Annotated in this window: 23 protein-coding genes; 20 read left to right on the forward strand and 3 right to left on the reverse strand. The window is 61.4% G+C overall.

The window, feature by feature from the left end; genetic code table 11:
- Positions 1-4 precede the first annotated feature (4 nt).
- The 11 genes from lpxD (at position 5) to AAIL66_RS20580 (ending at position 11,877) form a co-directional block, all read left to right on the forward strand.
- Entirely contained in the window at positions 5-1,006 is a 1,002-nt protein-coding gene (gene lpxD, locus AAIL66_RS20530; RefSeq protein WP_034358742.1) for a UDP-3-O-(3-hydroxymyristoyl)glucosamine N-acyltransferase, read from the forward strand.
- Complete coding sequence (gene fabZ / locus AAIL66_RS20535) at positions 1,006-1,446, forward strand: 3-hydroxyacyl-ACP dehydratase FabZ (RefSeq protein ID WP_003053425.1); 441 nt, start codon at positions 1,006-1,008, stop codon at positions 1,444-1,446. The genes lpxD and fabZ overlap by 1 nt, the downstream gene beginning before the upstream one ends.
- A gap of 15 nt (positions 1,447-1,461) precedes the next feature.
- Positions 1,462-2,250, forward strand: a complete 789-nt coding sequence (gene lpxA, locus AAIL66_RS20540) for an acyl-ACP--UDP-N-acetylglucosamine O-acyltransferase (RefSeq protein ID WP_171832531.1) — start codon at positions 1,462-1,464, stop codon at positions 2,248-2,250.
- A gap of 50 nt (positions 2,251-2,300) precedes the next feature.
- A complete protein-coding gene (gene lpxB / locus AAIL66_RS20545) occupies positions 2,301-3,497 on the forward strand; it encodes a lipid-A-disaccharide synthase (protein ID WP_343497624.1) in 1,197 nt (398 codons plus the stop codon).
- Positions 3,460-4,191 (forward strand): ribonuclease HII, encoded by a 732-nt coding sequence (gene rnhB, locus AAIL66_RS20550; RefSeq protein WP_034358738.1) that lies wholly within the window; start codon positions 3,460-3,462, stop codon positions 4,189-4,191. Before lpxB ends, rnhB begins: the two co-directional genes overlap by 38 nt.
- A 128-nt stretch (positions 4,192-4,319) precedes the next feature.
- Positions 4,320-5,111, forward strand: coding sequence for an RNA methyltransferase (locus tag AAIL66_RS20555; protein WP_034358736.1), 792 nt, complete (start codon positions 4,320-4,322; stop codon positions 5,109-5,111).
- Positions 5,112-5,283: 172 nt separating this feature from the next.
- Entirely contained in the window at positions 5,284-6,456 is a 1,173-nt protein-coding gene (gene carA, locus AAIL66_RS20560) for a glutamine-hydrolyzing carbamoyl-phosphate synthase small subunit (protein ID WP_012839119.1), read from the forward strand.
- Positions 6,449-9,700 (forward strand): carbamoyl-phosphate synthase large subunit, encoded by a 3,252-nt coding sequence (gene carB, locus AAIL66_RS20565; protein ID WP_003067353.1) that lies wholly within the window; start codon positions 6,449-6,451, stop codon positions 9,698-9,700. Before carA ends, carB begins: the two co-directional genes overlap by 8 nt.
- A 220-nt stretch (positions 9,701-9,920) precedes the next feature.
- On the forward strand, positions 9,921-10,397 hold the full coding sequence (gene greA / locus AAIL66_RS20570) for a transcription elongation factor GreA (RefSeq protein WP_003067350.1): 477 nt from the start codon (positions 9,921-9,923) through the stop codon (positions 10,395-10,397).
- Between the two features lie 129 nt (positions 10,398-10,526).
- A complete protein-coding gene (locus tag AAIL66_RS20575; RefSeq protein WP_003067348.1) occupies positions 10,527-10,946 on the forward strand; it encodes a DUF4149 domain-containing protein in 420 nt (139 codons plus the stop codon).
- A 46-nt stretch (positions 10,947-10,992) separates the two neighbouring features.
- Positions 10,993-11,877, forward strand: coding sequence for a Kdo hydroxylase family protein (locus tag AAIL66_RS20580; protein ID WP_034392676.1), 885 nt, complete (start codon positions 10,993-10,995; stop codon positions 11,875-11,877).
- Between the two features lie 84 nt (positions 11,878-11,961).
- On the opposite strand, the gene AAIL66_RS20585 is transcribed toward AAIL66_RS20580, so the two are convergent.
- Both AAIL66_RS20585 and AAIL66_RS20590 read right to left on the reverse strand, forming a co-directional pair.
- Positions 11,962-12,720, reverse strand: coding sequence for a glycosyl transferase (locus tag AAIL66_RS20585; RefSeq protein WP_012839116.1), 759 nt, complete (start codon positions 12,718-12,720; stop codon positions 11,962-11,964).
- A gap of 62 nt (positions 12,721-12,782) precedes the next feature.
- Positions 12,783-13,253: a YhbY family RNA-binding protein gene (locus AAIL66_RS20590; RefSeq protein WP_034358731.1), complete on the reverse strand. Its 471-nt coding sequence runs from the start codon at positions 13,251-13,253 to the stop codon at positions 12,783-12,785.
- A 32-nt stretch (positions 13,254-13,285) separates the two neighbouring features.
- On the opposite strand from AAIL66_RS20590, the gene AAIL66_RS20595 reads away from it, so the two are divergent.
- From AAIL66_RS20595 to ppk1, 5 genes are all read left to right on the forward strand, one after another.
- Entirely contained in the window at positions 13,286-13,948 is a 663-nt protein-coding gene (locus AAIL66_RS20595) for an RlmE family RNA methyltransferase (protein ID WP_343497625.1), read from the forward strand.
- Between the two features lie 246 nt (positions 13,949-14,194).
- A complete protein-coding gene (gene ftsH / locus AAIL66_RS20600) occupies positions 14,195-16,117 on the forward strand; it encodes an ATP-dependent zinc metalloprotease FtsH (RefSeq protein ID WP_003067340.1) in 1,923 nt (640 codons plus the stop codon).
- A gap of 71 nt (positions 16,118-16,188) precedes the next feature.
- The gene (folP, locus tag AAIL66_RS20605; protein WP_343497626.1) at positions 16,189-17,037 is read left to right on the forward strand and encodes a dihydropteroate synthase; all 849 of its coding nucleotides are present in this window, start codon (positions 16,189-16,191) and stop codon (positions 17,035-17,037) included.
- A 36-nt stretch (positions 17,038-17,073) separates the two neighbouring features.
- Complete coding sequence (gene glmM, locus AAIL66_RS20610) at positions 17,074-18,408, forward strand: phosphoglucosamine mutase (protein WP_343497627.1); 1,335 nt, start codon at positions 17,074-17,076, stop codon at positions 18,406-18,408.
- 462 nt (positions 18,409-18,870) lie between these two features.
- The gene (gene ppk1 / locus AAIL66_RS20615) at positions 18,871-20,937 is read left to right on the forward strand and encodes a polyphosphate kinase 1 (protein ID WP_034358768.1); all 2,067 of its coding nucleotides are present in this window, start codon (positions 18,871-18,873) and stop codon (positions 20,935-20,937) included.
- Positions 20,938-21,118: 181 nt separating this feature from the next.
- Here ppk1 and AAIL66_RS20620 read toward each other — a convergent pair whose 3' ends face one another.
- A complete protein-coding gene (locus AAIL66_RS20620; protein WP_343497628.1) occupies positions 21,119-22,600 on the reverse strand; it encodes a Ppx/GppA phosphatase family protein in 1,482 nt (493 codons plus the stop codon).
- 440 nt (positions 22,601-23,040) lie between these two features.
- Here AAIL66_RS20620 and pstS point away from each other — a divergent pair, with 440 nt between their 5' ends.
- The 4 genes from pstS to pstB all read left to right on the forward strand — a co-directional run bounded on the left by pstS (position 23,041) and on the right by pstB (position 26,865).
- Positions 23,041-24,072 carry a phosphate ABC transporter substrate-binding protein PstS gene (gene pstS, locus AAIL66_RS20625; RefSeq protein ID WP_003067330.1) on the forward strand — a complete coding sequence of 344 codons (1,032 nt, stop codon included), beginning with the start codon at positions 23,041-23,043 and terminating at the stop codon, positions 24,070-24,072.
- Positions 24,073-24,245: 173 nt separating this feature from the next.
- Entirely contained in the window at positions 24,246-25,184 is a 939-nt protein-coding gene (gene pstC, locus AAIL66_RS20630) for a phosphate ABC transporter permease PstC (RefSeq protein ID WP_034358718.1), read from the forward strand.
- A complete protein-coding gene (gene pstA, locus AAIL66_RS20635; RefSeq protein ID WP_034358716.1) occupies positions 25,181-26,071 on the forward strand; it encodes a phosphate ABC transporter permease PstA in 891 nt (296 codons plus the stop codon). Before pstC ends, pstA begins: the two co-directional genes overlap by 4 nt.
- 17 nt (positions 26,072-26,088) lie before the next feature.
- Entirely contained in the window at positions 26,089-26,865 is a 777-nt protein-coding gene (gene pstB, locus AAIL66_RS20640; protein ID WP_003067324.1) for a phosphate ABC transporter ATP-binding protein PstB, read from the forward strand.
- The last annotated feature ends 6 nt before the right edge of the window (positions 26,866-26,871 follow it).

The raw sequence follows: 26,871 nt of genomic DNA on the forward strand, positions 1-26,871 counted from the left end.
TTTTGTGAGCGTTCTATTGGGACAGATTCTCGATGCGCTCGGAGGAGAGCTGGTGGGTGGCGAGCGCGAGATGCCTATCTCGCGCATCGCTCCACTGGACTCTGCGGGCCACGGTGATCTGAGCTTTTTAAGCAATCCCCGCTATCGCCAGCAACTGGCCGCCTCACAGGCGGCCTGTGTCATTGTGGCGCCGACGATGCGTGATGAAGCGGCGCAGCGTGGCGCCTGCATTGTCGCGGCCGATCCTTATGCCTATTTCGCGCGTGCCACCCAGTGGTGGAAGGCGCATCAGCAGGGCGGCAGGCCGCGCGGCATCCATGCGAGTGCGGTGGTGGATGCCACGGCCCAGGTGCATGAAAGTGCCTATGTGGGGCCGCAATGTGTGGTGGAGGCAGGTGCGGTCATCGGTGCCGATACGGTGCTGAAATCGCGCGTCACCATCAGCCAGGGCTGTGTGCTGGGCGAGCGCTGCATTCTGCATCCCGGTGTGGTCATCGGTGCCGACGGCTTCGGCTTCGCGCCCTCGGCGGGCCAATGGGAAAAGATAGAGCAGCTGGGGGCCGTGCGCATCGGCAACGACGTGGAAATCGGTGCCAACACCTGCGTGGATCGTGGGGCACTTGATGACACCGTCATTGAAGATGGCGTCAAGATCGATAATCTGGTGCAGATTGCCCACAATGTGCACATTGGTGCGCATACGGTGATTGCCGGCAATACCGGTATTGCCGGCAGTGCGCGTATCGGCAAGCGCTGCCAGATTGGTGGAGCTGCCAATATTCTGGGGCATTTGACGATTGCGGATGGCACGGTGATTTCGCCGACCTCCATGGTCACTCGCTCCTTGCCCAAGGCAGGTTTTTATACAGGCATCTTTCCGTTGCAAGAGAACGAGCAATGGGAAAAGAACGCTGCAACCTTCAGGCAGTTGTACACGCTCCGGGAGCGGGTCAAGAAGCTTGAACAAGCGCTGGCAGAGGGCCGGCAAAGCAACAACGGAAATTGATGATGGATATTCAAGAAATTCTCAAGCAACTGCCTCACCGCTACCCCTTTCTTCTGGTGGACCGGGTGCTGGAGCTTGAGCGCAACACGCGCATCAAGGCGATCAAGAACGTCACGTTCAACGAGCCGTTCTTCACCGGGCATTTCCCCGGTCGTCCGGTCATGCCCGGCGTGCTGATTCTTGAAGCTCTGGCCCAGGCTGCCGGCCTGCTGGCCTTCGACGCCATGGGCCAGGTGCCCGATGAAAACAATATCTACTACTTCGTGGGCATCGACTCGGCTCGCTTCAAGCGCCCTGTGGTGCCGGGAGACCAACTGGCCCTGGAGATCACTATCGATCGCGTGCGCGGCGGCATCTGGAAGTTCAACGCCGTCGCCAGCGTGGATGGCGAAGTGGCCGCTGAAGCTCAGCTGATGTGCACCATGCGTCACGTGGGATAAGCGTTGATGGCGGCTGTGAGCTTGATTCATCCCACCGCCGTGGTGGACCCTGCGGCCCAGCTTGACACCTCGGTGTCGGTGGGGCCGTATGCCGTCATCGGCCCCAGGGTGCGCATTGGCGCCGGCAGCAAGGTGGGCGCGCATTGCGTGATCGAAGGCGACACCACCATTGGTGAAGGCAACCACATCTTCCAGTTCGCGTCGCTGGGTGCGCAGCCTCAGGACAAGAAGTACGCGGGCGAGCCCACGCGTCTGGTGATCGGCGATCGCAACACGGTGCGCGAGTTCTGTACCTTCAACACGGGGACCACGCAGGATCGCGGCGAGACGACCATCGGCAATGACAACTGGATCATGGCCTATGTGCATATCGCGCATGACTGCATCATTGGCAACCAGACCACGCTGGCCAACAACACCACGCTGGCAGGCCATGTGCATGTCGGCGACTGGGTGACGATTGGCGGCCTGACCGGTGTGCTGCAGCGCATGCGCATAGGTGCACATGCCATGGTGGGCTTTCAGGCCCATGTGAACAAGGATGTGCCGCCCTTCATGACGGTGGATGGCAATCCGCTGGCTGCTCGCAGCGTGAATCTGATCGGTCTCAAGCGTCGTGGCTTCTCGGATGCGCGCATTGCTGCCGTGCGTGAAATGCACAAGCTGCTGTACCGCCAGGGTCTGACGCTGGAACATGCCATTGCGGCCATGGATGCGATCAAGTCGGCAACGCCTGAAGCCGTGCAGGACGTGGACTTCATGCAGTCCTTTCTGGCATCGGCAAGCAACGGCATTACACGTTGATAGCGACTCGCGCTGTCCCTATCTGAGTTTGAGACGTGAATAGCTCTGAAATGACTAATAAGCAAGCGCAAGCCGCTCCAGATTCCATAGCGCCCAGCATTGCCATGGTGGCAGGCGAGGCCTCGGGCGATCTGCTGGCTTCGCTGTTGCTGGACGGTCTTCGTCAGCGCTGGCCCGATGCGAGCTCCATGGGCATAGGCGGCGACAGAATGCAGGAGCGCGGCTTTGACGCCTGGTGGCAGTCAGAGCGCCTCGCCGTGCACGGTTACAGCTGGGAAGTGCTGGTGCGCGTGGCCGAGTTGCTCGGTATTCGCAAAAAGCTGCGTCAGCGCCTGATTGCGCATCCGCCCTCGGTCTTCGTCGGTGTGGATGCCCCCGACTTCAACCTGGGGCTGGAAACCGGCTTGCGTGAAGCCGGCATCAAGACCGTGCACTTTGTCTGTCCGTCGATCTGGGCCTGGCGTGCCGATCGCGTGGAGAAAATCCGTCGCGCGGCCGACCATGTGCTGTGCATCTTCCCGTTCGAGCCCGAACTGCTGGCCCAGCATGGCATCGAAGCTACCTACGTCGGTCATCCGCTGGCGCAGGTGATTCCGTTGCACCCCGATAGAGCGGCCGCGCGTGCGCGCCTGGGCCTGGCCGAAGAGGGTCTGGTGCTGGCCTTGCTGCCCGGCAGCCGCCGCTCCGAGGTGCGCTACATTGCCTCAGGCTTTTTCAAGGCGGCGGCGCTGGTCCAGAAGGCGTTGCCTCAGACCCGGATCGTGGTGCCGGCCGTGCCTTCGCTGTACGAAGAGGTGCAGCGCATTGCTGCCGAGGCCGGCATGCAGGGCAAATGTCTCATCGTCAAGGGCCAGTCCCACGATGTGCTGGCAGCCTGCGACTGCACGCTGATTGCCAGCGGCACCGCCACGCTGGAGGCGGCGCTCTACAAGCGCCCCATGGTCATCAGCTACAGCATGCATCCCTGGAGCTGGCGCCTGATGAAGCGCAAACAGCTTCAGCCCTGGGTGGGGCTGCCCAATATTCTGTGCGGCGATTTTGTCGTGCCCGAGCTGCTGCAGGATGCGGCAACACCCGAGGCGCTGGCCCAGGCCGCACTGGGCTGGCTCAGAGCCAGCCAGGATTCTCCTGTCACCATTGAAGCGCTGGTTGAGCGCTTCACCGCGCTACATCACGAACTGCGCCGCGATACCGCCGAACTGGCTGCCCATGCGATCCAAAAAATCATTGCCACCCCCGCTGCTTGAGCAAGGCTGCCTGCCCTGGCATCCGCCCGGGCTGGTTGCCGGGGTGGATGAGGCAGGGCGCGGCCCGCTGGCCGGTCCGGTGGTGGCTGCCGCCGTCATCCTGGACGATCTGAAGCCCATTGCCGGGCTTAACGACTCCAAGAAGCTCACGGCCAACCGCCGCGAGGTGCTCTACGACGAAATCCGCGCCAAGGCGCTGTGCTTTTGCATAGCTCAGGCGTCGGTGCAGGAGATCGACGAGATCAACATCCTCAAGGCCACGTTGCTGGCCATGCGTCGTGCGGTGATGGGCCTGCGTCTCAAGCCCGTGCTGGTGCTGGTGGATGGCAACCAGTTGCCGCAGATCGATGTGCAGGCCGAGGCCATCGTCAAGGGGGACTCGCTGGTGCAGGCCATTTCTGCAGCGTCCATTTTGGCCAAGGTCACGCGCGACCGCTGGTGCGAACGCCTGGACACCCAGTATCCGCAGTATGGCTTTGCTGGCCACAAGGGCTATGGCACGGCCGCGCATCTGCAGGCCTTGCGTGCCCATGGTGCGACGGCAGAGCACAGGCGCTCCTTTGCACCCGTGGCCCAGGTGCTGCAAGCCGGCCAGGTGTGTGCAGGCGGCACGGCGCAGCCTGTGCTGTGCGAAACCGGGCTGTCGGGTGTGACGTCCAGCCTGCAGATGTCGCAGGCATCGCTCTACGTCTGATGCGCGCCTGATCGACATTGTCTGCATTCCCGAGTGCGGCGCAGGGCCGCCTCGGGGGTTCTATCTTCTTGTTTCAAGCTCGGCCAGGTGCTTGCATGCCGGGTTTTTGTTTTTTCTCAGAGGTCGATATGGCTGCACGCCCCCAGGTCACGGACATTCATTCGCGAGACAACGCTTTCGTCAAGGAGCTGCGCCGTCTGTCCCAGGACAGCACGGCCTATCGCAAACAGGGGCAGGTCTGGCTTGAAGGCGATCATCTTTGCCGTGCGGCCCTGGTGCGGGGCCTGAAACCAAAGGTTGCCGTTTTTGCGCAGTCTTTCTGGCCTCAGGCGCCCGAAGAGTGGGTGCTGGCTGCCGGCAAGGTCGTGGTGCTGGCAGATGCCTTGTTCGACGAGATCAGCGCTCTGGAATCTCCTGCCCGCATGGGCTATGTGATGGACTGGGATGCGGGTGTGCAGGTGCAGCCGGGCGTTGCCACCGTGGTGCTGGACCGCGTCCAGGATGCCGGCAATGTGGGCAGCATCCTGCGCAGCGCGTCGGCCTTCGGCTTCACCCAGATCGTGGCGCTCAAGGGCACGGCCGCACTGTGGAGCCAGAAAGTGCTGCGCGCTGGAATGGGTGCTCACTTCGGTCTGCATCTGGTCGAGGCTGCCTCGGTCGAGGATGTGCAAGCCCTGCAGGTGCCCCTGGTAGTGACCAGCTCCCATCAGGGGACATTGATCCATGAGGCCGACCTGCCATGGCCCTGTGCCTGGGCCATGGGCCATGAAGGGCAGGGTGTGGGCGATGCGCTGATGGAGATGGCGAGCCACCGCATCAGCATTGCACAGCCCGGGGGTGAGGAGTCACTCAATGTGGCTGCTGCCGCAGCGATCTGCCTGCATGCGAGCAGCGTAAGCATGCTGCGCCGTAGAGGGTAATCCCGGGGCGCTTCAAAGGGGTGAAGCGGACAGAGCCTATAATGGGCGGCTTTCAAGCATTCCTTCATACGCCTAGCGACGCTTCCTCGCCATTCCCTGCAGACACAAATGTCCCAGCGCACATGCCGGGGCTTCGTTGGGCGTAACCGTAATTAAAAAACCGGAGAACCCAGTGCTTTTGTCTCTCAAGGGAAATTTCCCATCCGCCATTCTGGCGCTCGCAGACGGCACGGTCTTTATTGGCAACTCGATTGGTGCGCAAGGCACCACTGTTGGTGAAGTCGTTTTCAACACTTCGCTGACCGGCTACCAGGAAATCCTCACAGACCCCAGCTATTGCCAGCAGATCGTGACGCTCACGTATCCGCACATCGGCAACTACGGTGTCAATCCTGAAGACGTCGAAGCTGACAAGATCCATGCCGCAGGTCTCATCATCAAGAACCTGCCTTTGCTGGCCAGCAACTTCCGAAGCACCCAGACGCTGTCCGAGTACCTGACCGAAGGTAAGACCGTCGCCATCGCCAACATCGACACCCGCAAGCTCACGCGACTGCTGCGTGATCAAGGCGCGCAGAACGGTGCAATCGTGGGTCTGGCCGCTGGTGAAGAAGTCACCCAGGCCAGGATCGACGAGGCCATCGCCGCCGCCAAGGCTGCCCCCAGCATGAAGGGTCTGGATCTGGCCAAGGTCGTGTCCACCGACAAGTCCTACCCATGGACCGAGGCTGAGTGGACGCTGGGCGAAGGCTACGGCAAGCTCGAATCGCCCAAGTTCAAGGTTGTGGCCTATGACTTCGGCGTGAAGAAGAACATTCTGCGCATGCTGGCCGAGCGCGGCTGCGACGTGACCGTCGTGCCCGCCCAGACTCCAGCCAAGGATGTGTTGGCCCTGAACCCCGACGGCGTGTTCTTGTCCAACGGCCCTGGCGACCCCGCGCCTTGCGACTACGCCATTGCCGCCGTGCAAGAGATCATGGCAGCCAAGATGCCGGTGTTCGGTATCTGCCTGGGCCACCAGATCATGGCTCTGGCCTCCGGTGCCAAGACCTTCAAGATGCAGAACAGCCATCACGGTGCCAACCACCCCGTCAAGGACCTGGACACCGGCCACGTCAGCATCACCAGCCAGAACCACGGTTTCGCGGTGGAGCTGGAGTCGCTGCCCGCCAATGCCCGCGCCACGCACATCAGCCTGTTCGACGGCACGCTGCAAGGTCTGGAGCGCACCGATGTGCCTGCCTTCTGCTTCCAGGGTCACCCCGAAGCATCGCCCGGCCCCAACGATATCGGCTATCTGTTTGACCGCTTCACAGCGCTGATGGAGAAACACAAAAATGCCTAAGCGCAACGACCTAAAAAGCATTCTGATCATTGGCGCCGGTCCCATCGTGATCGGTCAGGCCTGCGAGTTTGACTACTCCGGCGTGCAGGCCTGCAAGGCCCTGCGTGAAGAGGGTTACAAGGTCATCCTGATCAACAGCAACCCTGCCACGATCATGACCGACCCGGCCACCGCCGACGTCACCTACATCGAGCCCATTACCTGGCAGACGGTCGAGAAGATCATCGCCAAGGAACGCCCCGATGCCATCCTGCCAACCATGGGCGGCCAGACCGCGCTGAACTGCGCGCTGGACCTGTGGAAGAACGGCGTGCTGGACAAGTACAAGGTCGAGCTGATCGGCGCCAAGCCCGAAGCCATCGACAAGGCCGAAGACCGTCTGAAGTTCAAGGACGCCATGACCAAGATCGGTCTGGGCTCCGCGCGCTCCGGCATCGCCCACTCCATGGACGAAGCCTGGGCCGTGCAAAAGCAGATGGGCTTTCCCACCGTCATTCGCCCCAGCTTCACGCTGGGCGGCACCGGCGGCGGCATTGCCTACAACCCCGAGGAATTCGAAACCATCTGCAAGCGCGGTCTGGAGGCTTCGCCTACCAACGAACTGCTGATCGAGGAATCCCTGCTGGGCTGGAAAGAGTACGAGATGGAAGTGGTGCGCGACACCGCGGACAACTGCATCATCGTCTGCTCCATCGAAAACCTGGACCCCATGGGCGTGCACACCGGTGACTCCATCACCGTGGCGCCGGCCCAGACGCTGACCGACAAGGAATACCAGATCATGCGTAATGCATCTCTGGCCGTTCTGCGCGAAATCGGTGTGGACACGGGCGGCTCCAACGTGCAGTTCTCGGTGAATCCCAAGGACGGTCGCATGATCGTCATCGAGATGAACCCCCGCGTCTCGCGTTCCTCGGCACTGGCTTCCAAGGCCACGGGCTTCCCCATCGCCAAGATCGCGGCCAAGCTGGCCGTGGGCTTCACGCTGGACGAGCTCAAGAACGAAATCACCGGCGGCAAGACCCCCGCTTCGTTCGAGCCCTCGATCGACTACGTGGTCACCAAGATCCCGCGTTTCGCCTTCGAGAAGTTCCCTGCTGCCGACAACCGCCTGACCACGCAGATGAAGTCCGTGGGCGAAGTGATGGCCATCGGCCGTACCTTCCAGGAATCCTTCCAGAAGGCCTTGCGCGGCCTGGAAGTGGGCGTGGACGGCATGAACGAAAAGACCCAGGATCGTGAAATCCTGGAAAAGGAACTGGGCGAGCCCGGTCCCGACCGCATCTGGTATGTGGGTGACGCTTTCGCTGCCGGCTGGTCGCTGGACGAGGTGCACAACATCACCAAGATCGACAAGTGGTTCCTGGTGCAGATCGAGGAGATCGTCAAGATCGAACTCGACCTGGACAAGCTCTACGAAGCCAAGGGCGAAGGCGCTCTGGCGGCTCTGGATGCGCAGACTCTGCGCACCCTCAAGCAAAAGGGCTTTTCCGACCGCCGCCTGGCCAAGCTGCTGCACACCAGCGATAAGGCCGTGCGCGAAGCACGCAAGGCGCTGAAGGTGCGTCCCGTGTTCAAGCGCGTGGACACCTGCGCGGCCGAGTTCGCCTCCAACACCGCGTACATGTACTCCACGTATGACGAAGAGTGCGAAGCCGCTCCCACGGACAAGAAGAAGATCATGGTGCTGGGTGGTGGCCCGAACCGTATCGGCCAGGGCATCGAGTTTGACTATTGCTGCGTGCACGCCGCCATGGCCATGCGCGAAGATGGTTACGAAACCATCATGGTCAACTGCAACCCCGAGACCGTGTCCACCGACTACGACACTTCCGATCGCCTGTACTTCGAGCCCCTGACGCTGGAAGATGTGCTGGAAATCGTGGACGTGGAGCAGCCCGAAGGCGTGATCGTGCAGTACGGCGGCCAGACGCCTCTGAAGCTGGCTCTGGGCCTGGAGCGCGAAGGCGTGAAGATCATCGGCACCACGCCCGACATGATCGATGCCGCGGAGGACCGCGAGCGCTTCCAGAAGCTGCTCAACGAACTGGGTCTGCGCCAGCCTCCCAACGCCACTGCGCGCACCGAAGCCGAAGCCCTGGAAAAGGCTGCCGGCCTGGGTTACCCCCTGGTGGTGCGTCCTTCCTATGTGCTGGGCGGCCGTGCCATGGAAATCGTGCACGAGCAGCGCGACCTCGAGCGCTACATGCGCGAAGCCGTGAAGGTCTCCAACGACTCTCCCGTGCTGCTGGATCATTTCCTGTCCAACGCCATCGAGTGCGACGTCGATTGCGTGCGCGATAAGACCGGCGCTGTGTACATCGGCGGCGTGATGGAGCACATCGAGCAAGCTGGCGTTCACTCCGGTGACTCCGCCTGTTCGCTGCCTCCTTACTACCTGAAGGCCGAAACCGTCGCTGAAATCAAGCGCCAGACCGCAGCCATGGCCGAAGGCCTGCATGTGGTGGGCCTGATGAACGTGCAGTTCGCCATCAAGGAGGCTGACGGCCAGGACGTGATCTACGTGCTGGAAGTGAACCCCCGTGCCTCGCGCACCGTGCCCTTCGTCTCCAAGGCCACCGGCGTGCAACTGGCCAAGGTGGCTGCACGCTGCATGGCCGGCGACACGCTGGCCGAGCAGGGCATCACCAAGGAAGTCACACCGCCTTACTTCAGCGTCAAGGAAGCCGTGTTCCCGTTCGTGAAGTTCCCTGGTGTGGACACCATTCTCGGCCCCGAGATGAAGTCCACCGGTGAAGTCATGGGCGTGGGCAAGACCTTTGGCGAAGCCTTTGTGAAGAGCCAGATGGGTGCCGGCGTGCACCTGCCTGCCGAAGGCAAGGTCTTCCTGTCGGTGAAGAACAACGACAAGACCCGTGCCGTGGCCGTGGCCAAGGAGCTGGTTGCCATGGGCTACAGCCTGTGCGCTACACGCGGTACAGCTGCAGCGATTGCTGAAGCTGGCCTGGAAGTGCAAGCGGTCAACAAGGTGACTGAAGGCCGTCCTCACATCGTGGACATGATCAAGAACGGCGAGATCGCCCTGGTCATCAACACCGTGGAAGAGCGTCGCAACGCCATCGCCGACTCGCGCCAGATCCGTACCAGCGCGCTGTTGGCACGTGTGACCACCTTCACCACCATCTTCGGCGCGGAAGCGGCCGTGGAAGGCATGAAGGCCATGCGCGGCAATCTGGACGTGCACTCGGTGCAAGAGCTGCATGCCATGCTGACCAAGGCCTGAAAAGCCTGACGCCCGAAGCAGCCCGCAAGGGCTGCCGGGTTTTTACCGCACTTGTGCCACGGCAAACACGGCATAATCTGCGGTAATGTATTTGAACCGCCGCGCGGCAACGTGCGGCGGTTTGCTTTTGGGGCACAGGCCCCTGTTTGACGTTGTCACTCAGGACTGTGCGAGAGGTGCCGCGCTTGGCGCGGCGTTTGCTGAATTTGGAGACTCGATCATGGCCACCATCCCAATCACCAAGCGCGGAGCAGAAAAGCTCAAGGTGGAACTGCAACGCCTGAAGACTGTGGATCGTCCCGCGGTCATTCAAGCCATTGCAGAGGCCCGTGCTCAGGGTGACCTGAGCGAAAACGCCGAATATGAATCCGCGAAGGAGCAGCAGGGCTTCATCGAAGGCCGCATCCTCGAGGTCGAGGGCAAGCTGTCCGCCGCGCAGGTCATCGACCCGACCGAGCTGGATGCCGGCGGTCGCGTGGTGTTCGGCGCGACCGTGGATCTGGAAGATGAAGACAGCGGCTCGCCCGTGACCTACCAGATCGTGGGCGAGGACGAGGCCGACCTCAAGCATGGCCTGATCAATGTGTCCAGCCCCATTGCCCGCGCCCTGATCGGCAAGGAAGAGGGCGATACCGCCGTGGTGCAGGCACCGGGCGGCGAGCGTCGCTACGAGATCGTAGGCGTAAAGTACGTGTAAGCACCCCCTGAGGCGCTGCGCGCCTTCCCCCTCTCTGCCTCGCGGAGGGGGACAACATCTTCGCTGCGGGGCTGCCCTTGCTTGATGTTTCTGGCCTGGGCGCTGCGCCGCGTTCAAGGATTCGTGGCTATGTACGAGCGTTTGCCTGTTTTCCTGGCCGCTTTATGGTGGGGCAGTCTGTGCTCCATTGGCTTTGTGGCCGTACCCATGCTGTTTGCCCATCTGCCCACGCCGGCTCTGGCGGGCTTTATGGCGGCCAAGCTGTTCGCCGCGCAGACCTGGATTTCCATAGCATGTTGCGCTCTTCTGCTGGTGTTTTCAAAGCGAAAACATGCTGAAAAGATTGAGCAATGGGCGCAAGCAGCTATCGGTTTTGTTATCGCCGGCATGTTGCTGGCGCTGCTGGTGCAGTACGGCGTGTCGCCCAAGATCGTGGCGCGCGAGAACCTCAGGCTCTGGCATAGCGTGGGCACCGGCATGTATGCGCTGCAGTGGCTGTGCGCCGCCATCGTGCTGTGGCGTGTGGCGGGCGCGCGCAAGCCGGCTTGATCCAGTGCAAGCCCGCGCCAGCTGCGGGGAGTACACTGCCGAAGCCATGGAATCTCAAATCGTAAAAATCGACGCGACCGACTGGAGCCAGGTCCAGGGGCGCGATGAATGGACTGCTGCCGTCGAAGCCGGCAAGGTGCTGTACTTTCCGCAGCTGAGCTTTCAGCTGACCGAGCAGGAAAAAACCCTGCTGCGCCCCGATGTGCGCGATCCCAAGACGCGCAATATCAGCCTCAATGTGGATGGCTCGATCAAGGGCGTGGCTGGCGACGAGGCCACACAGAAGCAGGTGGCTGGCATGGTCGGACGCTTTCGCGACCAGGCCACGGCGCTGATCGCAGGCCTGTTTCCCGCCTATATGCCGGTGGTGCGCATGGCACCCACCAGCTACCGACCTTCGCAGGTGGAAACGCGGGCGCAGTCCTGGCGTGCGGACGACAAGCGCATGCATGTGGATGCCTTTCCTTCGCGGCCCAACTATGGCGAGCGCATTCTGCGCGTCTTCACCAATGTCAATCCGGATGGCCAGCCCCGGGTCTGGCGGGTGGGCGAGCCCTTCACCGATGTGGCCAAGCGTTTTGTGCCGCGTGCCAAGCCCTACAGCGCCTGGCAGGCCAAGGCTCTGGAGCTGCTGCATGTGACCAAGTCCTATCGCAGCGAATACGACCATTTGATGCTGCAGCTGCATGACGGCATGAAGGGCGATCCCGACTATCAGAAAAATGCTCCCCAGGAAACCGTGCCTTTCGCGGCAGGTTCCACCTGGGTGTGTTTCTCCGATCAGGCAGTGCATGCCGTCATGTCGGGGCAGTACATGCTGGAGCAGACCTTGTTCCTGCCGCCAGGCAGCGAATACAACCCGGCGGCCAGCCCGCTGTCCATTCTCTCGCGCATGAAGGGGCATCCGCTGGTCGATGCCAAATATCGCTGATCCATCGGTCAGGCGAGCACAAAAAAGGCGTTGAACCTCGCGGTCAACGCCTTTTGTTTTTGAGGCTGCAACTGCAGCCGTCCTTCAGCCCCAGGCCTTCTCGATCCACCTGGCGGGCTCGATATGGCGAAAGCGCTTGTTGCGGCGGCCTTCCAGGGCATCGGGGGGGTTCACCTCGCCGTGGAAGATCACGATGCGCGCATCGGCCGGCGGCACTGGCTCCTTCCAGTAGTTGCTGGGCCAGGTCGGAATGCAGTAGTACTTGAAGCTGGGGCACCAGGCTGCAGGCCAGTAGTCCAGCTTGCCCTGCTTGTGCAGAAAGTGCGACAGATACTCCTGCTCGTTGCGGTACTTGCCGCGCATCTCTTCGGTGTGCGCGCGGAAATGCTCCAGCACATCGGCATGGGCACCCAGCTCGAAGCGGTAGACCGATGAGTTGCCGACAATGCGTTCGCCAAAGCGCCAGAAACGCGGATAGTCGTGAATGATGCGGAAGTCGCCGGGCAGCGTGAAGAATTCGTCGAGGCTGCCCACAATCACCACGTCCAGGTCCAGGAACAGCGCCTGACCCTTGAGGCCATGCAGGTCGCGCTCGAAGGTGGTGAGCTTCTTCCAGGCGCCGTCACGCTGGCCGGGCGCCAGATGGATGTTCAGGTCGGGGATGGGAAAGCACTCCACTTCGGAGCGAATCCCCTCTGTGCTGTCGGTCAGGCAGACAAAGCGAAAATCTCCGCTGAGATGGCGGCGCACCATGGCATAGAGTCGGTTGACGTACTCCGGGCCGTATTTGGTGCCCCATTTCATGCAAAGAATGTGGCGTTGCTGCTGTGTGGTCTGAACCATGGGTTGGCGGTCTCGGCGAGGAAATAAGGCAATGGGGCGGGCAGACAGGGCGGATCGGCAGATCAGTCCTGACGACCTTTCTTGACCGACTTCTGCTTGGGCTTGGCGCGCTTGATGGTGCCGCCGGCGGTCAGGCGCTGGTTGCCGAGCACGCGCAGTTGCTTGACTTCGGGCTTCTGGCCGGCGCGGCCGAACTTGAGCACCTTGACGTCGCGAGGACCGGGCATGCGGTCTTCGTCAAAGGCCTTTTCCTTTTCGGGAATAGGGCGCCACAGCACCAGCAGCTTGCCGATGTGCTGGATGGGAGCCGCGTTCAGCTCGTCGCAAAGTTGTTGATAGACCTGCTCGCGGGCTGCACGGTCGTCGCCGAAAACGCGGACCTTGATCAGACCATGGGCATTGAGTGCGGCGTCCACTTCCTTTTGAACGGCAGTGGTAAGACCATCGCCACCGATGAGGACGACGGGGTCCAGATGGTGGGCTTCGGCGCGGTGTTCCCGGCGCTGCGCGGGAGTTAATTCAATTTGGGGCATACCCGTATTATCAAGGCTGCGAGAATTCAGGCATGAAAACGAAAACCAAAAGCAAGAAGGTCAATAAGAATTGGCTGCACGATCACATCAATGACCCGTATGTGAAAGCCGCCCAAAAGGACGGCTATCGTGCGCGCGCGGCCTACAAGCTCAAGGAAATTGACGAGTCGCTCAAGCTGATTCAGCCCGGCCACACCGTGGTGGACCTGGGTTGCGCGCCCGGCGCCTGGAGTCAGTATGTGCGCCGTCGTCTCTCGCCCAGCGGTGCTGCTGTTGGCGAACTCAACGGCCGCATCATCTCGCTGGACCTGCTGCCCATGGAGCCCATCGAGGGCGTGCATTACATCCAGGGCGACTTTCGTGAAGAGGCGGTGCTGGCGCAGCTTGAAGAGGCCATGGATGGCGGCAAGGCCGACGTGGTGGTCTCGGATATGGCGCCCAATCTGTCGGGCCATGGCGCCACGGACGGGGCGCGGGTCGCGGTGCTCATCGAGATGGCCGTTGATTTTGCGATCAACAACATGAAGCCCGAGGGCGCGCTGGTGGTCAAGCTTTTCCACGGCAGCGGCTACAACGAGCTGGTGGATCTGTTCAAGCAGACCTTCAAGGTGGTCAAGCCCATCAAGCCCAAGGCTTCGCGTGACCGGTCTGCCGAGATTTTTCTCGTGGGAATGGGACTCAAGCAGGGCTCTTGACGGAGTTGCCGGCTTGCATAGGGGCATTTGACCTCATGGTTTGCTGCAGCAAACCAGTGAAACTGATAGCGCAAAGCCTTGATAAAACACAGGCTTAGGGTCGATTGTCTGCAGGGCCGTACCTTGCCTATGGCCGCTATAGGGGGAAATAGGCGTCTTTGGCGCTTGAAACACCTAAAATGAACCTCAACTAGGTCTGGAGTCCCCTCCGGGCCTTTACGTCTGAATATTCCATTGGAGCCCCGCTTGAACAATCAGTGGTTTTCAAAAGTCGCCGTCTGGCTGGTCATCGCCATGGTGCTGTTTACGGTGTTCAAACAGTTTGACACCCGAGGTGCTGGCGGTGCCTCTCATGTTGGCTACTCGGAATTCCTGGAGCAAGTGCGCAACAACCGTATCAAGAGCGCCACCATTCAGGAAGGTGCCGGCGGTACCGAGGTCGTAGCCACCACCACCGATGACCGCAAGATCCGTACTACGGCCACCTACCTCGATCGCGGTCTGGTGGGCGACCTGATCAACAACAACGTCAAGTTCGATGTCAAGCCACGTGAAGAAGGCTCGCTGCTCATGACGCTGCTCGTGAGCTGGGGTCCCATGCTGCTGCTGATCGGCGTCTGGGTGTACTTCATGCGCCAGATGCAGGGTGGCGGCAAGGGCGGCGCCTTCAGCTTCGGCAAGTCCAAGGCGCGCATGCTCGACGAGAACAGCAATACCGTCACCTTTGCCGACGTGGCTGGTGCCGACGAGGCCAAGGAAGAAGTCAAGGAAGTCGTGGACTTCCTCAAGGACCCCAACAAGTTCCAGAAGCTCGGCGGCCGCATTCCCCGTGGTCTGCTGCTGGTCGGCCCTCCCGGTACCGGCAAGACGCTGCTGGCCAAGTCCATCGCGGGCGAAGCCAAGGTGCCTTTCTTCTCGATCTCGGGTTCCGATTTCGTTGAAATGTTCGTCGGCGTGGGCGCGGCCCGCGTGCGCGACATGTTCGAGAACGCCAAGAAGAATGCGCCTTGCATCATCTTCATCGACGAAATCGACGCCGTCGGTCGCCAGCGCGGTGCCGGCATGGGCGGCGGCAACGACGAGCGCGAGCAGACACTGAACCAGATGCTGGTCGAGATGGACGGTTTCGAGACCAACCTCGGTGTGATCGTGGTGGCTGCAACCAATCGTCCCGACATTCTTGACGCAGCTTTGCTGCGCCCCGGCCGCTTTGACCGTCAGGTCTATGTGACGCTGCCCGATATCCGCGGCCGCGAGCAGATACTGAACGTGCACATGCGCAAGATTCCCGTGGGCCAGGACGTGAACCCCGCCATCATCGCGCGCGGCACGCCCGGCATGTCGGGCGCCGATCTGGCCAACCTCTGCAACGAAGCTGCGCTGATGGCGGCACGCCGCAATGCGCGCACCGTGGAGATGCAGGACTTCGAAAAGGCCAAGGACAAGATCATCATGGGCCCCGAGCGCAAGACCATGGTCATGCCCGAGGAAGAGCGCCGCAATACGGCCTACCACGAAGCCGGCCACGCCCTCATCGGCAAGCTGCTGCCCAAGTGCGATCCCGTGCACAAGGTCACCATCATCCCGCGCGGCCGCGCACTGGGCGTGACCATGAGCCTGCCCGAGAAGGACCGCTACTCCTATGACAAGGAGTACATGCTCAACCAGATCGCCATGCTGTTTGGTGGCCGTATCGCCGAAGAAGTGTTCATGAACCAGATGACGACTGGTGCGTCGAACGACTTCGAGCGTGCGACCCAGATCGCCCGCGACATGGTGACGCGCTACGGCATGAGCGATGCGCTGGGCACCATGGTCTACTCCGAGCAGGAAGGCGAGCCTTTCCTGGGCCGTACCTTCAGCCGAGGCTCCAATCTGTCCGAATCCACCATGCAGAAGGTGGACGATGAAGTGCGTCGCATCATCGACGAGCAATATGCTTTGGCGCGCAAGCTGATCGAAGACAACAGCGACAAGATGCACGCCATGGCCAAGGCCATGCTGGACTGGGAGACGATTGACGCCGAGCAGCTCAACGACATCATGGCTGGCAAGGAGCCTCGTCCTCCCAAGGACTGGACGCCTCGCAACCCCCCCTCATCGGATGGTGGCAATTCCTCGGGAGGCAATCCCGCATCGAATGCCGAGCCTTCGCCTACTACGGCTTGAGCGCCAAGCCTCATATACAAAAGGTCCCTCGGGGGCCTTTTGTTTTTGCACACTCAGATATCGGAAGATTTATGTCGCAACAGTGGCAAACCTCGCGTTTTCTCTTGCAGCTCGACAAGCCTCAGGTCATGGGCATCGTGAATGTGACCCCGGATTCCTTTTCGGACGGAGGCAGGCATGCCGGTGTATCCCAGGCCATGGCCCATGCGGAGCTGCTTCTGGAGCAAGGGGCGCATATTCTGGATATAGGTGGCGAGTCCACCAGGCCGGGGTCGCCCGCTGTGAGTCTCGAAGACGAGCTGGCTCGCGTTCTGCCCGTGCTGCGTGAAGCCGTCAAGCTCAACGTACCCATCTCCATCGATACCTACAAGCCCGAAGTCATGGCTGCGTCTCTGGATCTGGGGGCAGACATCATCAACGACATCTGGGCGCTGCGCCAGCCCGGTGCCTTCGAGGTGGTGAGCAGGCACGCCAGCTGTGGCGTGTGCCTGATGCATATGCACAAGACCCCGCAAGACATGCATCTGGAGCATATGCAGGGCGATGCCGTGGTTCAAGTTCGGGACTTTCTGCTGCAGGTGACTCAGCCTTTGCTCGATGCAGGTGTTGCTCGTTCCCGCATCGCCTGGGATTACGGTATTGGTTTCGGCAAGAGCGTGGTACAAAATTTTGCCTTGCTTGCACATCAGCGTGAGCTGCTGGGCCTAGACTTCCCCTTGCTGGCGGGCTGGTCGCGCAAGGGTTCCCTGGGGCAGGTGACCGGCCTGTCTGTGGATCAGCGCATGGTGCCCAGCGTCGTGGCGGCATTGCTGGCGGTCGAGCGTGGGGCCAAAATTGTGCGTGTCCACGATGTGAAGGATACGGTGGCTGCGCTGGCAGTCTGGCAGGCCATGCATGATGCGCAAGCGCTGCAGGCCTGATGACAGAGTATTGAATCTAAAAAGGACAACGAGAATATGGCACGACAGTATTTCGGCACCGACGGGATTCGCGGCACGGTGGGCAAGTCGCCCATCACGCCTGACTTTGCCCTGCGCCTGGCACATGCCGTGGGGCGCGTGTTGCGTCGCACGCAAGAGCGCCCTCTGGTGCTGATCGGCAAGGACACCCGGATCTCTGGCTACATGCTGGAGAGCGCGCTCGAGTCGGGCTTCAACTCTGCCGGTGTCGATGTCATGTTGCTTGGCCCCTTGCCGACACCGGGCGTGGCCTACCTGACGCGTGCCCAGCGCGCCAGCCTGGGGGTGGTGATCAGTGCCAGCCACAACCCGTTTTACGACAACGGCATCAAGTTCTTCAGTGCCGAGGGCACCAAGCTGCCTGATTCCTGGGAAGAGGATGTGGAAGCCGCTCTCAAGGAAGACCCCGTCTGGGTGGATTCAGCCTCTTTGGGCAAGGCACGACGTCTGGCCGATGCAGCCGGCCGTTATATCGAGTTCTGCAAAAGCACGTTCGATCACAGCCTGTCGTTGCGCGGCCTGAAGATCGTCGTGGATGCGGCCCATGGCGCGGCCTATCAGATTGCTCCCAAGGTCTTTCACGAGCTGGGTGCCAATGTGGTGGAAATCGGCTGCTCCCCGGACGGCCTGAACATCAACGAGGGAGTTGGCGCGACCCATCCCGAAGCGCTGGTGAGGGCAGTGCGTGCCAACAATGCCGACTATGGCGTGGCGCTGGACGGCGATGCCGACCGCCTGCAGCTGGTCGATGCGCAAGGCCGTGTCTACAACGGCGACGAGCTGCTCTATCTCATGGCGGCCGATCGTCTGGCGCGCGGCGACGTAGTCAGCGGCGTGGCGGGAACCCTGATGACCAATATGGCGGTGGAGCAGGCACTCAAGGAGCAGGGCGTGGGTTTTGTCCGTGCCAAGGTGGGAGACCGTTATGTTCTGGAAGCGCTCAATGCCAAGGGCTGGCAGCTGGGCGGCGAAAGCTCGGGCCACCTGCTGGCGCTGGACAAGCACACGACCGGTGACGGCCTGGTCAGCGCACTGCAGGTGCTGCAGGCCTGCGTGCGCTCGAAGAAGACCATTGCCCAGTGGCTGGAGTCCGTGAAGCTGTTCCCCCAGGTCATGATCAATGTGCGCTTGCAGCCTGGCCAGGACTGGAAGAGCAACGCCAAGCTGCCTGGTGAGCAGGCAGCGGTCGAAAAGCTGCTGGGCAGCGACGGCCGGGTGCTGATCCGTCCCAGCGGTACCGAGCCCCTGGTGCGAGTCATGGTCGAGGCTAGGAGTGCGGACATGGCCAGCAACTGTGCCGAGCGTCTGGCCGAGGTGGTCAGGGCCAGCTGAAGCTGCGCAAACCCTGATGACTGTCATGAACAACGATGACAGTCATCTCTTGGTCATCTAGTTGTCATAAACCATGGGCAGACTGCGGACATGCCCTCAGGGGCGCTTCAAGCTTTCGCAGGCTGCTGCCACATGTCCCAATCCGTATCTGCTTCCGACTCTTTTTTTTCCACTTCCATCACTTCATCTTCAGGGCAGGATCCGGTTGCAGTTTCCCCAGTGACCTCGCAGACCGATAGTCAGGCGCATGAGGCGGGACCTGCATCCCTGGGTCTGGCGCATATCTCGCTTGTGCCTCCCGTCACGACGGCGGTCGTCAACTCCGTGAGCGAGCCGGCAGCAGTTGCGCAAGCCGGGGCGGCCGGGCACCATGGTGTGCCCGGTGCCGTTTCTGACGCTGCGACACCGGCCCCTGCCAAAGCGCCGCGCCGACGCCGAGCGGCGTCCAAGAACGAGGAAGCCATGCCGCCTGTGATCGAGCCGACTCTGGAGCTGCTGGACCGCGATCAAAGCATTCTGGTCTTCAATGAGCGCGTGCTGAACTGGGCCGAGCGCGAGGATGTGCCGCTGCTCGAGCGCCTGCGCTATCTGTGCATCGTGTCTTCCAATCTCGACGAGTGGTTCGAGGTGCGCTGCGCCCCTCATGTCTCGGCCGCCAAGGTGGGTGATGAACAGGGGCCGTACTCGCGCGCCAGCTTCGAGCGACTGATGACCACGGCCCACGGCCTGGTGGCCAAGCAGTACCAGCTCTATAACCAGTCCATCATTCCCGCGTTCGACAAGCATGCGATTCGCCTGGTTTCTCACGGCGAGCGCAGCGTGGCGCAGCGCAAATGGGTGCGCGAGTACTTCATGCGCGAGGTGCAGCCCCTGCTGATGCCGGTGGGGCTGGATCCGTCGCATCCCTTCCCGCAGGTCGCCAACAAGGCGCTGAATTTCATCGTGCGCCTCAATGGCGTGGATGCCTTCGGGAGAGCCAATGAAGTGGCCATCGTGAAGGTGCCGCGTGCCTTGCCGCGCCTGATCCGTCTGCCCGAGAAGATCTCGGGCAAGCAAAAGCTGTTTGTCAGCATCTCCAGCGTGGTGCGTGCCCATCTGGCCGAGCTGTTCCCGGGGCGCGAAGTGTCGGAGTTCTCGCAGTTCCGTGTCACCCGCCACTCCGATCTGGCCGTGGATGAAGACGATGTGGTGGATCTGCGCATGGCCCTGCGCCAGGGCCTGCACCACCGCCATTACGGCCAGGCCGTGCGTCTGGAGGTGTCCTCGTCCTGCTCTGTGGTGCTCTCTGACCTGTTGCTGGAGCAATACGGCCTGCCGGCCGAGGCGCTGTTCCGCGTCAAGGGGCCGGTGAATCTGGTGCGCCAGATGCAGCTGATCGATCTGGTCGACGACCCGGCCCTGCTGTTTCCCAAGTGGAAACCGGCCTGGCCCACGCAGCTTGTGCCCGGTCGCTCCATCCTGGCGCAGATGCGCAAGAGCGACATCATCATCCATCAGCCCTTCGAGAGCTTTGACGGCGTGCTGGAGTTGCTGCGCGAGGCCGTGAACGATCCGCAGGTGCTGGCCATCAAGCAGACCATCTACCGCACGGGCACCGACTCCGAGATCATGAGCCTGCTGGCCGAGGCCGTGAGCCGCGGCAAGGAGGTGCTGGCCGTGCTGGAGCTCAAGGCGCGCTTTGATGAAGAGGCCAATATCAACTGGGCGGAAAAGCTGGAATCGCTGGGCGTGCAGGTGGTGTACGGCGTGGTCGGCCTCAAGACCCACGCCAAGATGCTGCTCATCACGCGCCGTGAAAAGCGCAACAACCAGCTCAAGCGCTATGCCCATCTGTCCACGGGCAACTACAACGCCCGCAGCGCACGCCTTTACACCGACATCAGCCAGCTGACCTGCGATGACGAGATCACGGCCGATATGGATGCGGTATTCCGCCACCTGTCCAGCCATAACACCATGCCCAAGCTGCAAAAGCTGGTCATGGCGCCGTTCCATCTGCAAAACCGCATGCTGGAACTGATCGACCTGGTGGCTGCCGCAGCGGCGCGGGGCGAGAAGGCACGCATGGTGCTCAAGATGAATGCGCTGACCGACGAGCCCTTGATTCGCGCCCTGGTCGAGGCGGGCCGCAGGGGCGCGCAGATCGATCTCATCGTGCGCGGCTCCTGTATGCTGCCGGCGCAGCGCCCAGGCGTGACGGACAATATCCGCGTGCGCTCCATCATCGGCCGTTTTCTGGAGCATTCGCGCGTCTTCTACTTTGCCTGGGGCCAGGAAGAAGAGCTGCTGCTGTCCAGTGCCGACTGGATGAATCGCAACATGCTCAGCCGTGTGGAGCTGGCCTGGCCGGTGCTGGACAAAAAGCTGCGCCAGCGCGTGATCGACGAGTGCCTGGTGGCCTATCTGGGCGACGACCGCGATGCCTGGACGTTGAATGCCTCGGGCATTTACCAAAAGCCCGCGCGTCCGCTGGAGGGCAAGGGCGCCCAGCAGGCCCTGATGGTGCGCTACGGCGGCAAGAGCGTTTGAATACTCTGAAAAGAGGAGCTTCTTGCGCCTAACATGCAATGTTTTCAGATATTTTTAGTATTGAAATCATTGTTTGACAGCTGCTTGCAGCTATCTTTTTGAAGGTTTTTTGCAGAGCAAAAAAGGGACTGCCTCGCAGTCCCTTTGCCTTTTGCAGGCCGTGGCGGCCTGGCAGTTGATATCAGCGCAGCTGCAGCTTGAGGCTCCAGGGCGTCTTGCTCCAGGCCATGGCTTCCTCTTCGAGCAGGCGGGCGGATTGAGGGTAGGTCAGCATCCAGCCCGAAGGTGTGGAGAGCTTGCATTCCGAGCCCGAACGCTTGATCTGCATGCCCTGCATGTCAGGGTCGCGGCGGGTATGGCTCAACTGTACGGCAATGCGCAGTGCCATCAGCGGCAGGGCCAACTGCGGCTCCTCGATCGCGTCCTCCAGCTTGCGCAGCTTGCCCTGGTGACCCAGCACCAGCTGGCAGATGCGCTGGCGCAGCTCAGGCTCCCAGGTGGCCAGGCCACAATGCTCGACGATATAGGCGCCGTGGCGGTGATAGTTGCTCAGGGCCACGCGCATGCCGACCTCATGCAGCTGCGCGGCAATGGCCAGGGCCTGAGTGCTCAGCGGCGCGGTTTCTGCGGGCAGGATTTGCTGGCACAGCTGGGTGGCAATGCGCTGAACGCGCTGGGCATGGGGTACGTCCACGCCGAAGTCCAGTTGCAGCGCGCCGACTTCCGCCGCTTCCTTGTCGGCAGGGGGCTCATGGTCGAGCAGGTCGTGCAGGGCTCCCTGACGCAGTGCACCCTGTGCAACTTCCAGCTCGGTAATGCCCAGCAGGTCGACCACGGCCATCATCACGCTGATGCCGCCGGCGACCACCGGGCGGCGATCTTCCTTGAGGCCCGGCATGCGCAGGCGCTCCACATGACCGATGTCCAGCAGCAGCTCATAGAGGTAGCGCAGCTTGGCGGGCGTGATCACCTGTCCGTCCAGGCCCTGGGCTGTGAGAGCGTCGGCCACGGCGTTGGCTGTGCCGGAGGAGGCATAGGCGCAGTCCCAGGCAGTGCCCGGGTAGGCGAACTGGGCCTGGGTCAGGCATTGCTTGGCGGCGGCAACGGCGGCCTGGAAGTTGGCCTTGTTCAGTGCGCCGTCGCTGAAGAAACGGCTGCTCCAGGAGACGCTACCCAGTGCGAACGATGCCACTTGCAGAGGCTGGCTGTGCTGGCCGATGATGATTTCGGTGGAGCGCCCGCCAATGTCGATGACCAGGCGTTTTTGCTGGCTGGGCGGCAGCGAGCTGGCCACGCCGCGATAGATGAGCCGGGCTTCTTCCTCGCCAGGGATGACTTCGATGGGAAAGCCCAGCAACTGGCTGCCACGCGTCACGAATTCGTCGGCATTCAATGCCTCGCGCAGGGTCTGGGTGGCTACAGCGCGGACATGCGAGGCATCAAAGCCCCTAAGGCGCTCCCCAAAGCGAGCCAGGCACTCCCAGCCGCGCTCCATGGCTTCGCGCGAGAGTTCCTGGCGTGAGTTCAGGCCATTGCCCTGGCGCACGGTTTCCTTGAGGTATTCCACACGCTCGATGCGTTGATGCGAGCCGATACGGCCTATTTCAAGGCGAAAGCTATTGGAACCAAGGTCTACGGCTGCAAGCAGCGATTCAGGAGCCATTTCTGAGCCAATCAATGCGTTGTTGTTATGCGGGTTGGGGCACGGGCAGAGCATGAGCGTGATGGAACAGGCGACACATGCACCGGGCAGTGGAATATGCAATACGGGCCGTCATCGAGCTTGCGGGGCGCGGGGTTCAACCTCTGCCAAGTCAGGTATTTGCAGGTATTTGCCGAGTTGGGCCGCCAGAGTGCGCTCACGCTGTGTGACAGACTATGTCATACATTGCCGACGATCAGACTCCAGCCTTGCGACAAGCTGTTACCCGGGCCGGGTCTGCGGGTCAAGGCTCAGCAGTTTGCGAATGAAATATGACACTCGCATGACCGCTTTGGAGCTCTTTCACTCGGTTGCGCCTTGAAATTTTCATGTCACGACCTTGTCATAAAAGGTTTTTAAAGTTCACTCCATCGAATCTTTCAACCCTAAGAGGTCGTTTCATGAAGTTGTCCTTGATTCACGTTCTGGTGGCTGGTGCTCTGTCTGCAGCGGGTATTGCCAACGCCAGCCAGGAAGCCACAGGTGCCGGTGCGAGCTTCCCGGCTCCTCTGTATTCCAAGTGGGCTGCCGACTATCACAAGGCCACTGGCGTCAAGATTAACTATCAGTCCGTGGGTTCCAGTGCCGGTGTCAAGCAGATCGAAGCCAAGACCGTGGACTTTGGTGCTTCCGATGAACCCCTGAAGGATGACGAACTGGCCAAGAAGGGCCTGGTTCAGTTCCCCACCGTGATCGGCGGCATTGTTCCCGTGGTCAACATCAAGGGCGTGGCTCCCGGCCAGTTGAAGCTGTCGGGCCAGGTGCTGGGCGATATCTACCTGGGCAAGATCTCCAAGTGGAACGACCCCGCCATCACGGCTCTGAACCCCGGTGTGGCACTGCCTGATGCCGCTATCGCTCCCGTGCGCCGCGCTGACGGCTCCGGCACCACCTTCGGCTTCACCAACTACCTCTCCAAGGTCAATGCCGAGTGGAAGGAAAAAGTGGGCGAGGGCAAGGCCGTGAACTGGCCCACCGGTGCCGGCGGCAAGGGTAACGAAGGCGTTGCTGCCTTTGTGGGTCGCCTGCCCAACTCCATCGGTTATGTCGAGTACGCTTATGTGAAGCAGAACAAGCTGACCTACACACAGCTGCAGAACAAGGAAGGCGCTTTTGTCTCTCCTGACGACGAGACCTTCAAGGCGGCTGCTGCTGGCGCTGACTGGGCCAAGAGCTTCTACCAGATCCTGACCAACCAGCCCGGCAAGAACGCCTGGCCCATCACCTCGGCAACCTTCATCCTGATGCACAAGACTCAGGAGAAGCCTGCTCAGGCCGCCACCTCGCTGAAGTTCTTCGACTGGGCTTACAAGCAGGGTGACAAGACTGCCGCCGACCTGGACTATGTGCCCATGCCCGACGCAGTCAAGAACGTGATCTACAAGTCCTGGAACGACATCAAGGACGCTTCGGGCAAGGTTGTTTCCAAGTAATTTCGTGTCATCAGTGAGCAGCGGGCTGCCGTGCCGGACGGTATGTTCGCTGCTTGTTTCAACCCTTTGCGAATAAAGGCGCTCACGTGTCCACTACGTCGCCCTCCAGTTCGCTGGCTGCAGCCCCCGCCGATGCCGCCAAGCGACGCTCTCCCTCTCCGCCACGTGCTCCGATGATCTCGGGACGTATGGCGGATCGTTTGTTTGGTGGCCTGGCACGCAGCGCAGCAATTTTGACGCTGGTGCTGCTGCTGGCCATCATGGTTTCGCTGATCTTCGGTGCCTGGCCCGCCATCTCCGAATATGGTCTGAGCTTTCTGACCAGCAGTGTCTGGGACCCCGTGCAGGATCAATACGGCGGTCTGGTCATGATTTACGGCACGCTGGCCACTTCGGCCATCGCGCTCATCATTGCAGTGCCCGTGAGCTTCGGCATTGCCCTGTTTCTGACGGAACTCTCGCCTGCCTGGCTCAAGCGCCCTCTGGGCACTGCCATCGAGTTGCTGGCCGCAGTTCCCTCCATTGTTTACGGCATGTGGGGCCTGATGGTGTTCGGCCCCGTGCTGGCCACCTATGTGCAGCAGCCTCTGCAGAACCTGCTGACCGGTGTGCCCTATCTGGGCGCTTTTGTCTCCGGCCCTCCCGTGGGTATCGGTATTTTGTCGGCCGGCATCATTCTGGCCATCATGATCATCCCCTTCATCGCCTCCGTGATGCGCGATGTGTTCGAAGTCACGCCGGCGCTGCTCAAGGAGTCGGCCTACGGTCTGGGCTCCACGACCTGGGAAGTGGTCTGGAAAGTGGTGCTGCCCTATACCAAGACTGGCGTGCTGGGCGGCGTCATGCTGGGCCTGGGCCGCGCACTGGGTGAGACCATGGCCGTGACCTTTGTGATCGGCAACATGAACCAGCTCAATTCCCTGTCCGTGTTCGAGGCCGCGAACAGCATCACCTCGGCGCTGGCCAATGAGTTTGCCGAAGCGGGCGAGGGCCTGCATCAGGCGTCGCTGATCTATCTGGGTCTGGTGCTGTTCTTCATCACCTTCGTGGTGCTGGCCTGCTCCAAGCTGCTGCTCAACCGTCTGCAGAAGAACGAAGGAGCCCGCTCATGAGCCCGACCTCCACCTCCACCAAAATGCTCGACGCAGCCGATCTGGCTGCGGTGCGTCAGGCCAAGTACAACAAGCGCAAGCGCCTCAATCAGGTCGCGCTGACCCTGTCCATGGCAGCTATGCTGTTTGGCGTGTTCTGGCTGGTCTGGATTCTCTGGGAAACCATTCGCCAGGGCCTGGGTGGTCTGAACTTCGCCCTGTTCTCGCAGATGACGCCTCCCCCCAACGAGGAGGGCGGTATTGCCAATGCCATCTGGGGTTCGCTGATGATGGTGGCGCTGGCCACTTTCGTGGGCACGCCGATCGGCGTGATGGCCGGGGTCTATCTGGCCGAGTACGACAAAAAAGGCTGGCTGGCTTCCACCACCCGCTTCGTCAACGACATTCTGCTGTCGGCCCCCTCCATCGTCATCGGTCTGTTTGTCTATACCGTGGTGGTGGTGCGCTTCAAGAGCTTCTCCGGCATGGCCGGCGTGATCGCGCTGGCGCTGATCGTGATTCCCGTGGTCATCCGCACCACGGAAAACATGCTGGTGCTGGTTCCATCCAGCCTGCGTGAAGCGGCTTATGCGCTGGGTACGCCCAAGTGGAAGGTCATCATCATGGTGACCTTGCGCGCAGCCCGCGCCGGCGTGATCACCGGTGTGCTGCTGGCAGTGGCCCGCATTGCTGGCGAGACCGCTCCGCTGCTGTTCACGGCGCTGAACAACCAGTTCTGGAATGCCGACATGAGCAAGCCCATGGCCAGCCTGCCGGTCACCATCTTCAAATTTGCCATGAGCCCGTATGAGAACTGGCAGCAACTGGCCTGGGCCGGTGTCTTCCTCATCACTGTGGCTGTGCTGGGTCTGAATATCCTGGCGCGTTTCATCACCCGCCAGAAATAATTCGAAAGTTCAAGATCATGACTGCAATCACTGCTCCCGCCAACATCAAGCTGGCCGTGCGCGACCTGAACTTCTACTACGGCAAGTTTCACGCGCTGAAGAACATCAACCTCGATATTCCTGAGAAGAAGGTCACGGCCTTCATCGGCCCCTCGGGCTGCGGCAAGTCCACGCTGCTGCGCACCTTCAACCGCATGTTCGAGCTCTATCCCGAGCAGCGCGCCGAAGGTCAGATCATGCTGGACGGCGACAATCTGCTGACCAGCAAGCAGGATGTGGCACTGATTCGTGCCAAGGTCGGCATGGTGTTCCAGAAGCCCACGCCGTTTCCCATGTCCATCTATGACAACATCGCTTTCGGTGTGAAGCTGTTCGAGAATCTCAACGCCTCGGACATGGACGACCGCGTGGAGTGGGCACTGCGCAAGGCAGCGCTGTGGAATGAAGTCAAGGACAAGCTGCAGCAAAGCGGCTCGGGCCTGTCGGGCGGTCAGCAGCAGCGTCTGTGCATCGCGCGCGGCATTGCCATCAAGCCCGAAGTGCTGCTGCTGGACGAGCCCTGCTCGGCGCTGGACCCCATCTCCACGGCCAAGATCGAGGAGCTGATCGCGGAGCTGAAGAACGACTACACCGTGGTCATCGTGACACACAACATGCAGCAGGCCGCCCGTTGCAGCGACTACACGGCCTATATGTATCTGGGGGATCTGGTGGAGTTTGGCGACACCGAAAAAATGTTCTTCAAGCCCCAGCGCAAGGAAACGGAAGACTACATCACAGGCCGCTTCGGCTAAGGACTT

The organism is Comamonas sp. F1-6 (assembly GCF_039581415.1).
In the GTDB taxonomy this organism is placed as follows: Bacteria; Pseudomonadota; Gammaproteobacteria; order Burkholderiales; family Burkholderiaceae_C; genus Comamonas; species Comamonas thiooxydans.

Excerpts from the sequence above, each read along its gene's own strand:
- glmM (WP_343497627.1), top strand. The coding sequence starts at position 17,074 with ATGGCACGACAGTATTTCGGCACCGACGGGATTCGCGGCACGGTGGGC.
- lpxB (WP_343497624.1), top strand. The coding sequence starts at position 2,301 with ATGACTAATAAGCAAGCGCAAGCCGCTCCAGATTCCATAGCGCCCAGC.
- AAIL66_RS20555 (WP_034358736.1), top strand. The coding sequence starts at position 4,320 with ATGGCTGCACGCCCCCAGGTCACGGACATTCATTCGCGAGACAACGCT.
- pstA (WP_034358716.1), top strand. The coding sequence starts at position 25,181 with ATGAGCCCGACCTCCACCTCCACCAAAATGCTCGACGCAGCCGATCTG.
- greA (WP_003067350.1), top strand. The coding sequence starts at position 9,921 with ATGGCCACCATCCCAATCACCAAGCGCGGAGCAGAAAAGCTCAAGGTG.
- ppk1 (WP_034358768.1), top strand. The coding sequence starts at position 18,871 with ATGCCGCCTGTGATCGAGCCGACTCTGGAGCTGCTGGACCGCGATCAA.
- AAIL66_RS20580 (WP_034392676.1), top strand. The coding sequence starts at position 10,993 with ATGGAATCTCAAATCGTAAAAATCGACGCGACCGACTGGAGCCAGGTC.
- AAIL66_RS20595 (WP_343497625.1), top strand. The coding sequence starts at position 13,286 with ATGAAAACGAAAACCAAAAGCAAGAAGGTCAATAAGAATTGGCTGCAC.
- carB (WP_003067353.1), top strand. The coding sequence starts at position 6,449 with ATGCCTAAGCGCAACGACCTAAAAAGCATTCTGATCATTGGCGCCGGT.
- AAIL66_RS20590 (WP_034358731.1), bottom strand. The coding sequence starts at position 13,253 with ATGCCCCAAATTGAATTAACTCCCGCGCAGCGCCGGGAACACCGCGCC.
- pstB (WP_003067324.1), top strand. The coding sequence starts at position 26,089 with ATGACTGCAATCACTGCTCCCGCCAACATCAAGCTGGCCGTGCGCGAC.
- rnhB (WP_034358738.1), top strand. The coding sequence starts at position 3,460 with ATGCGATCCAAAAAATCATTGCCACCCCCGCTGCTTGAGCAAGGCTGC.
- AAIL66_RS20585 (WP_012839116.1), bottom strand. The coding sequence starts at position 12,720 with ATGGTTCAGACCACACAGCAGCAACGCCACATTCTTTGCATGAAATGG.
- fabZ (WP_003053425.1), top strand. The coding sequence starts at position 1,006 with ATGATGGATATTCAAGAAATTCTCAAGCAACTGCCTCACCGCTACCCC.
- folP (WP_343497626.1), top strand. The coding sequence starts at position 16,189 with ATGTCGCAACAGTGGCAAACCTCGCGTTTTCTCTTGCAGCTCGACAAG.
- pstC (WP_034358718.1), top strand. The coding sequence starts at position 24,246 with ATGATCTCGGGACGTATGGCGGATCGTTTGTTTGGTGGCCTGGCACGC.
- AAIL66_RS20575 (WP_003067348.1), top strand. The coding sequence starts at position 10,527 with ATGTACGAGCGTTTGCCTGTTTTCCTGGCCGCTTTATGGTGGGGCAGT.
- AAIL66_RS20620 (WP_343497628.1), bottom strand. The coding sequence starts at position 22,600 with ATGGCTCCTGAATCGCTGCTTGCAGCCGTAGACCTTGGTTCCAATAGC.
- pstS (WP_003067330.1), top strand. The coding sequence starts at position 23,041 with ATGAAGTTGTCCTTGATTCACGTTCTGGTGGCTGGTGCTCTGTCTGCA.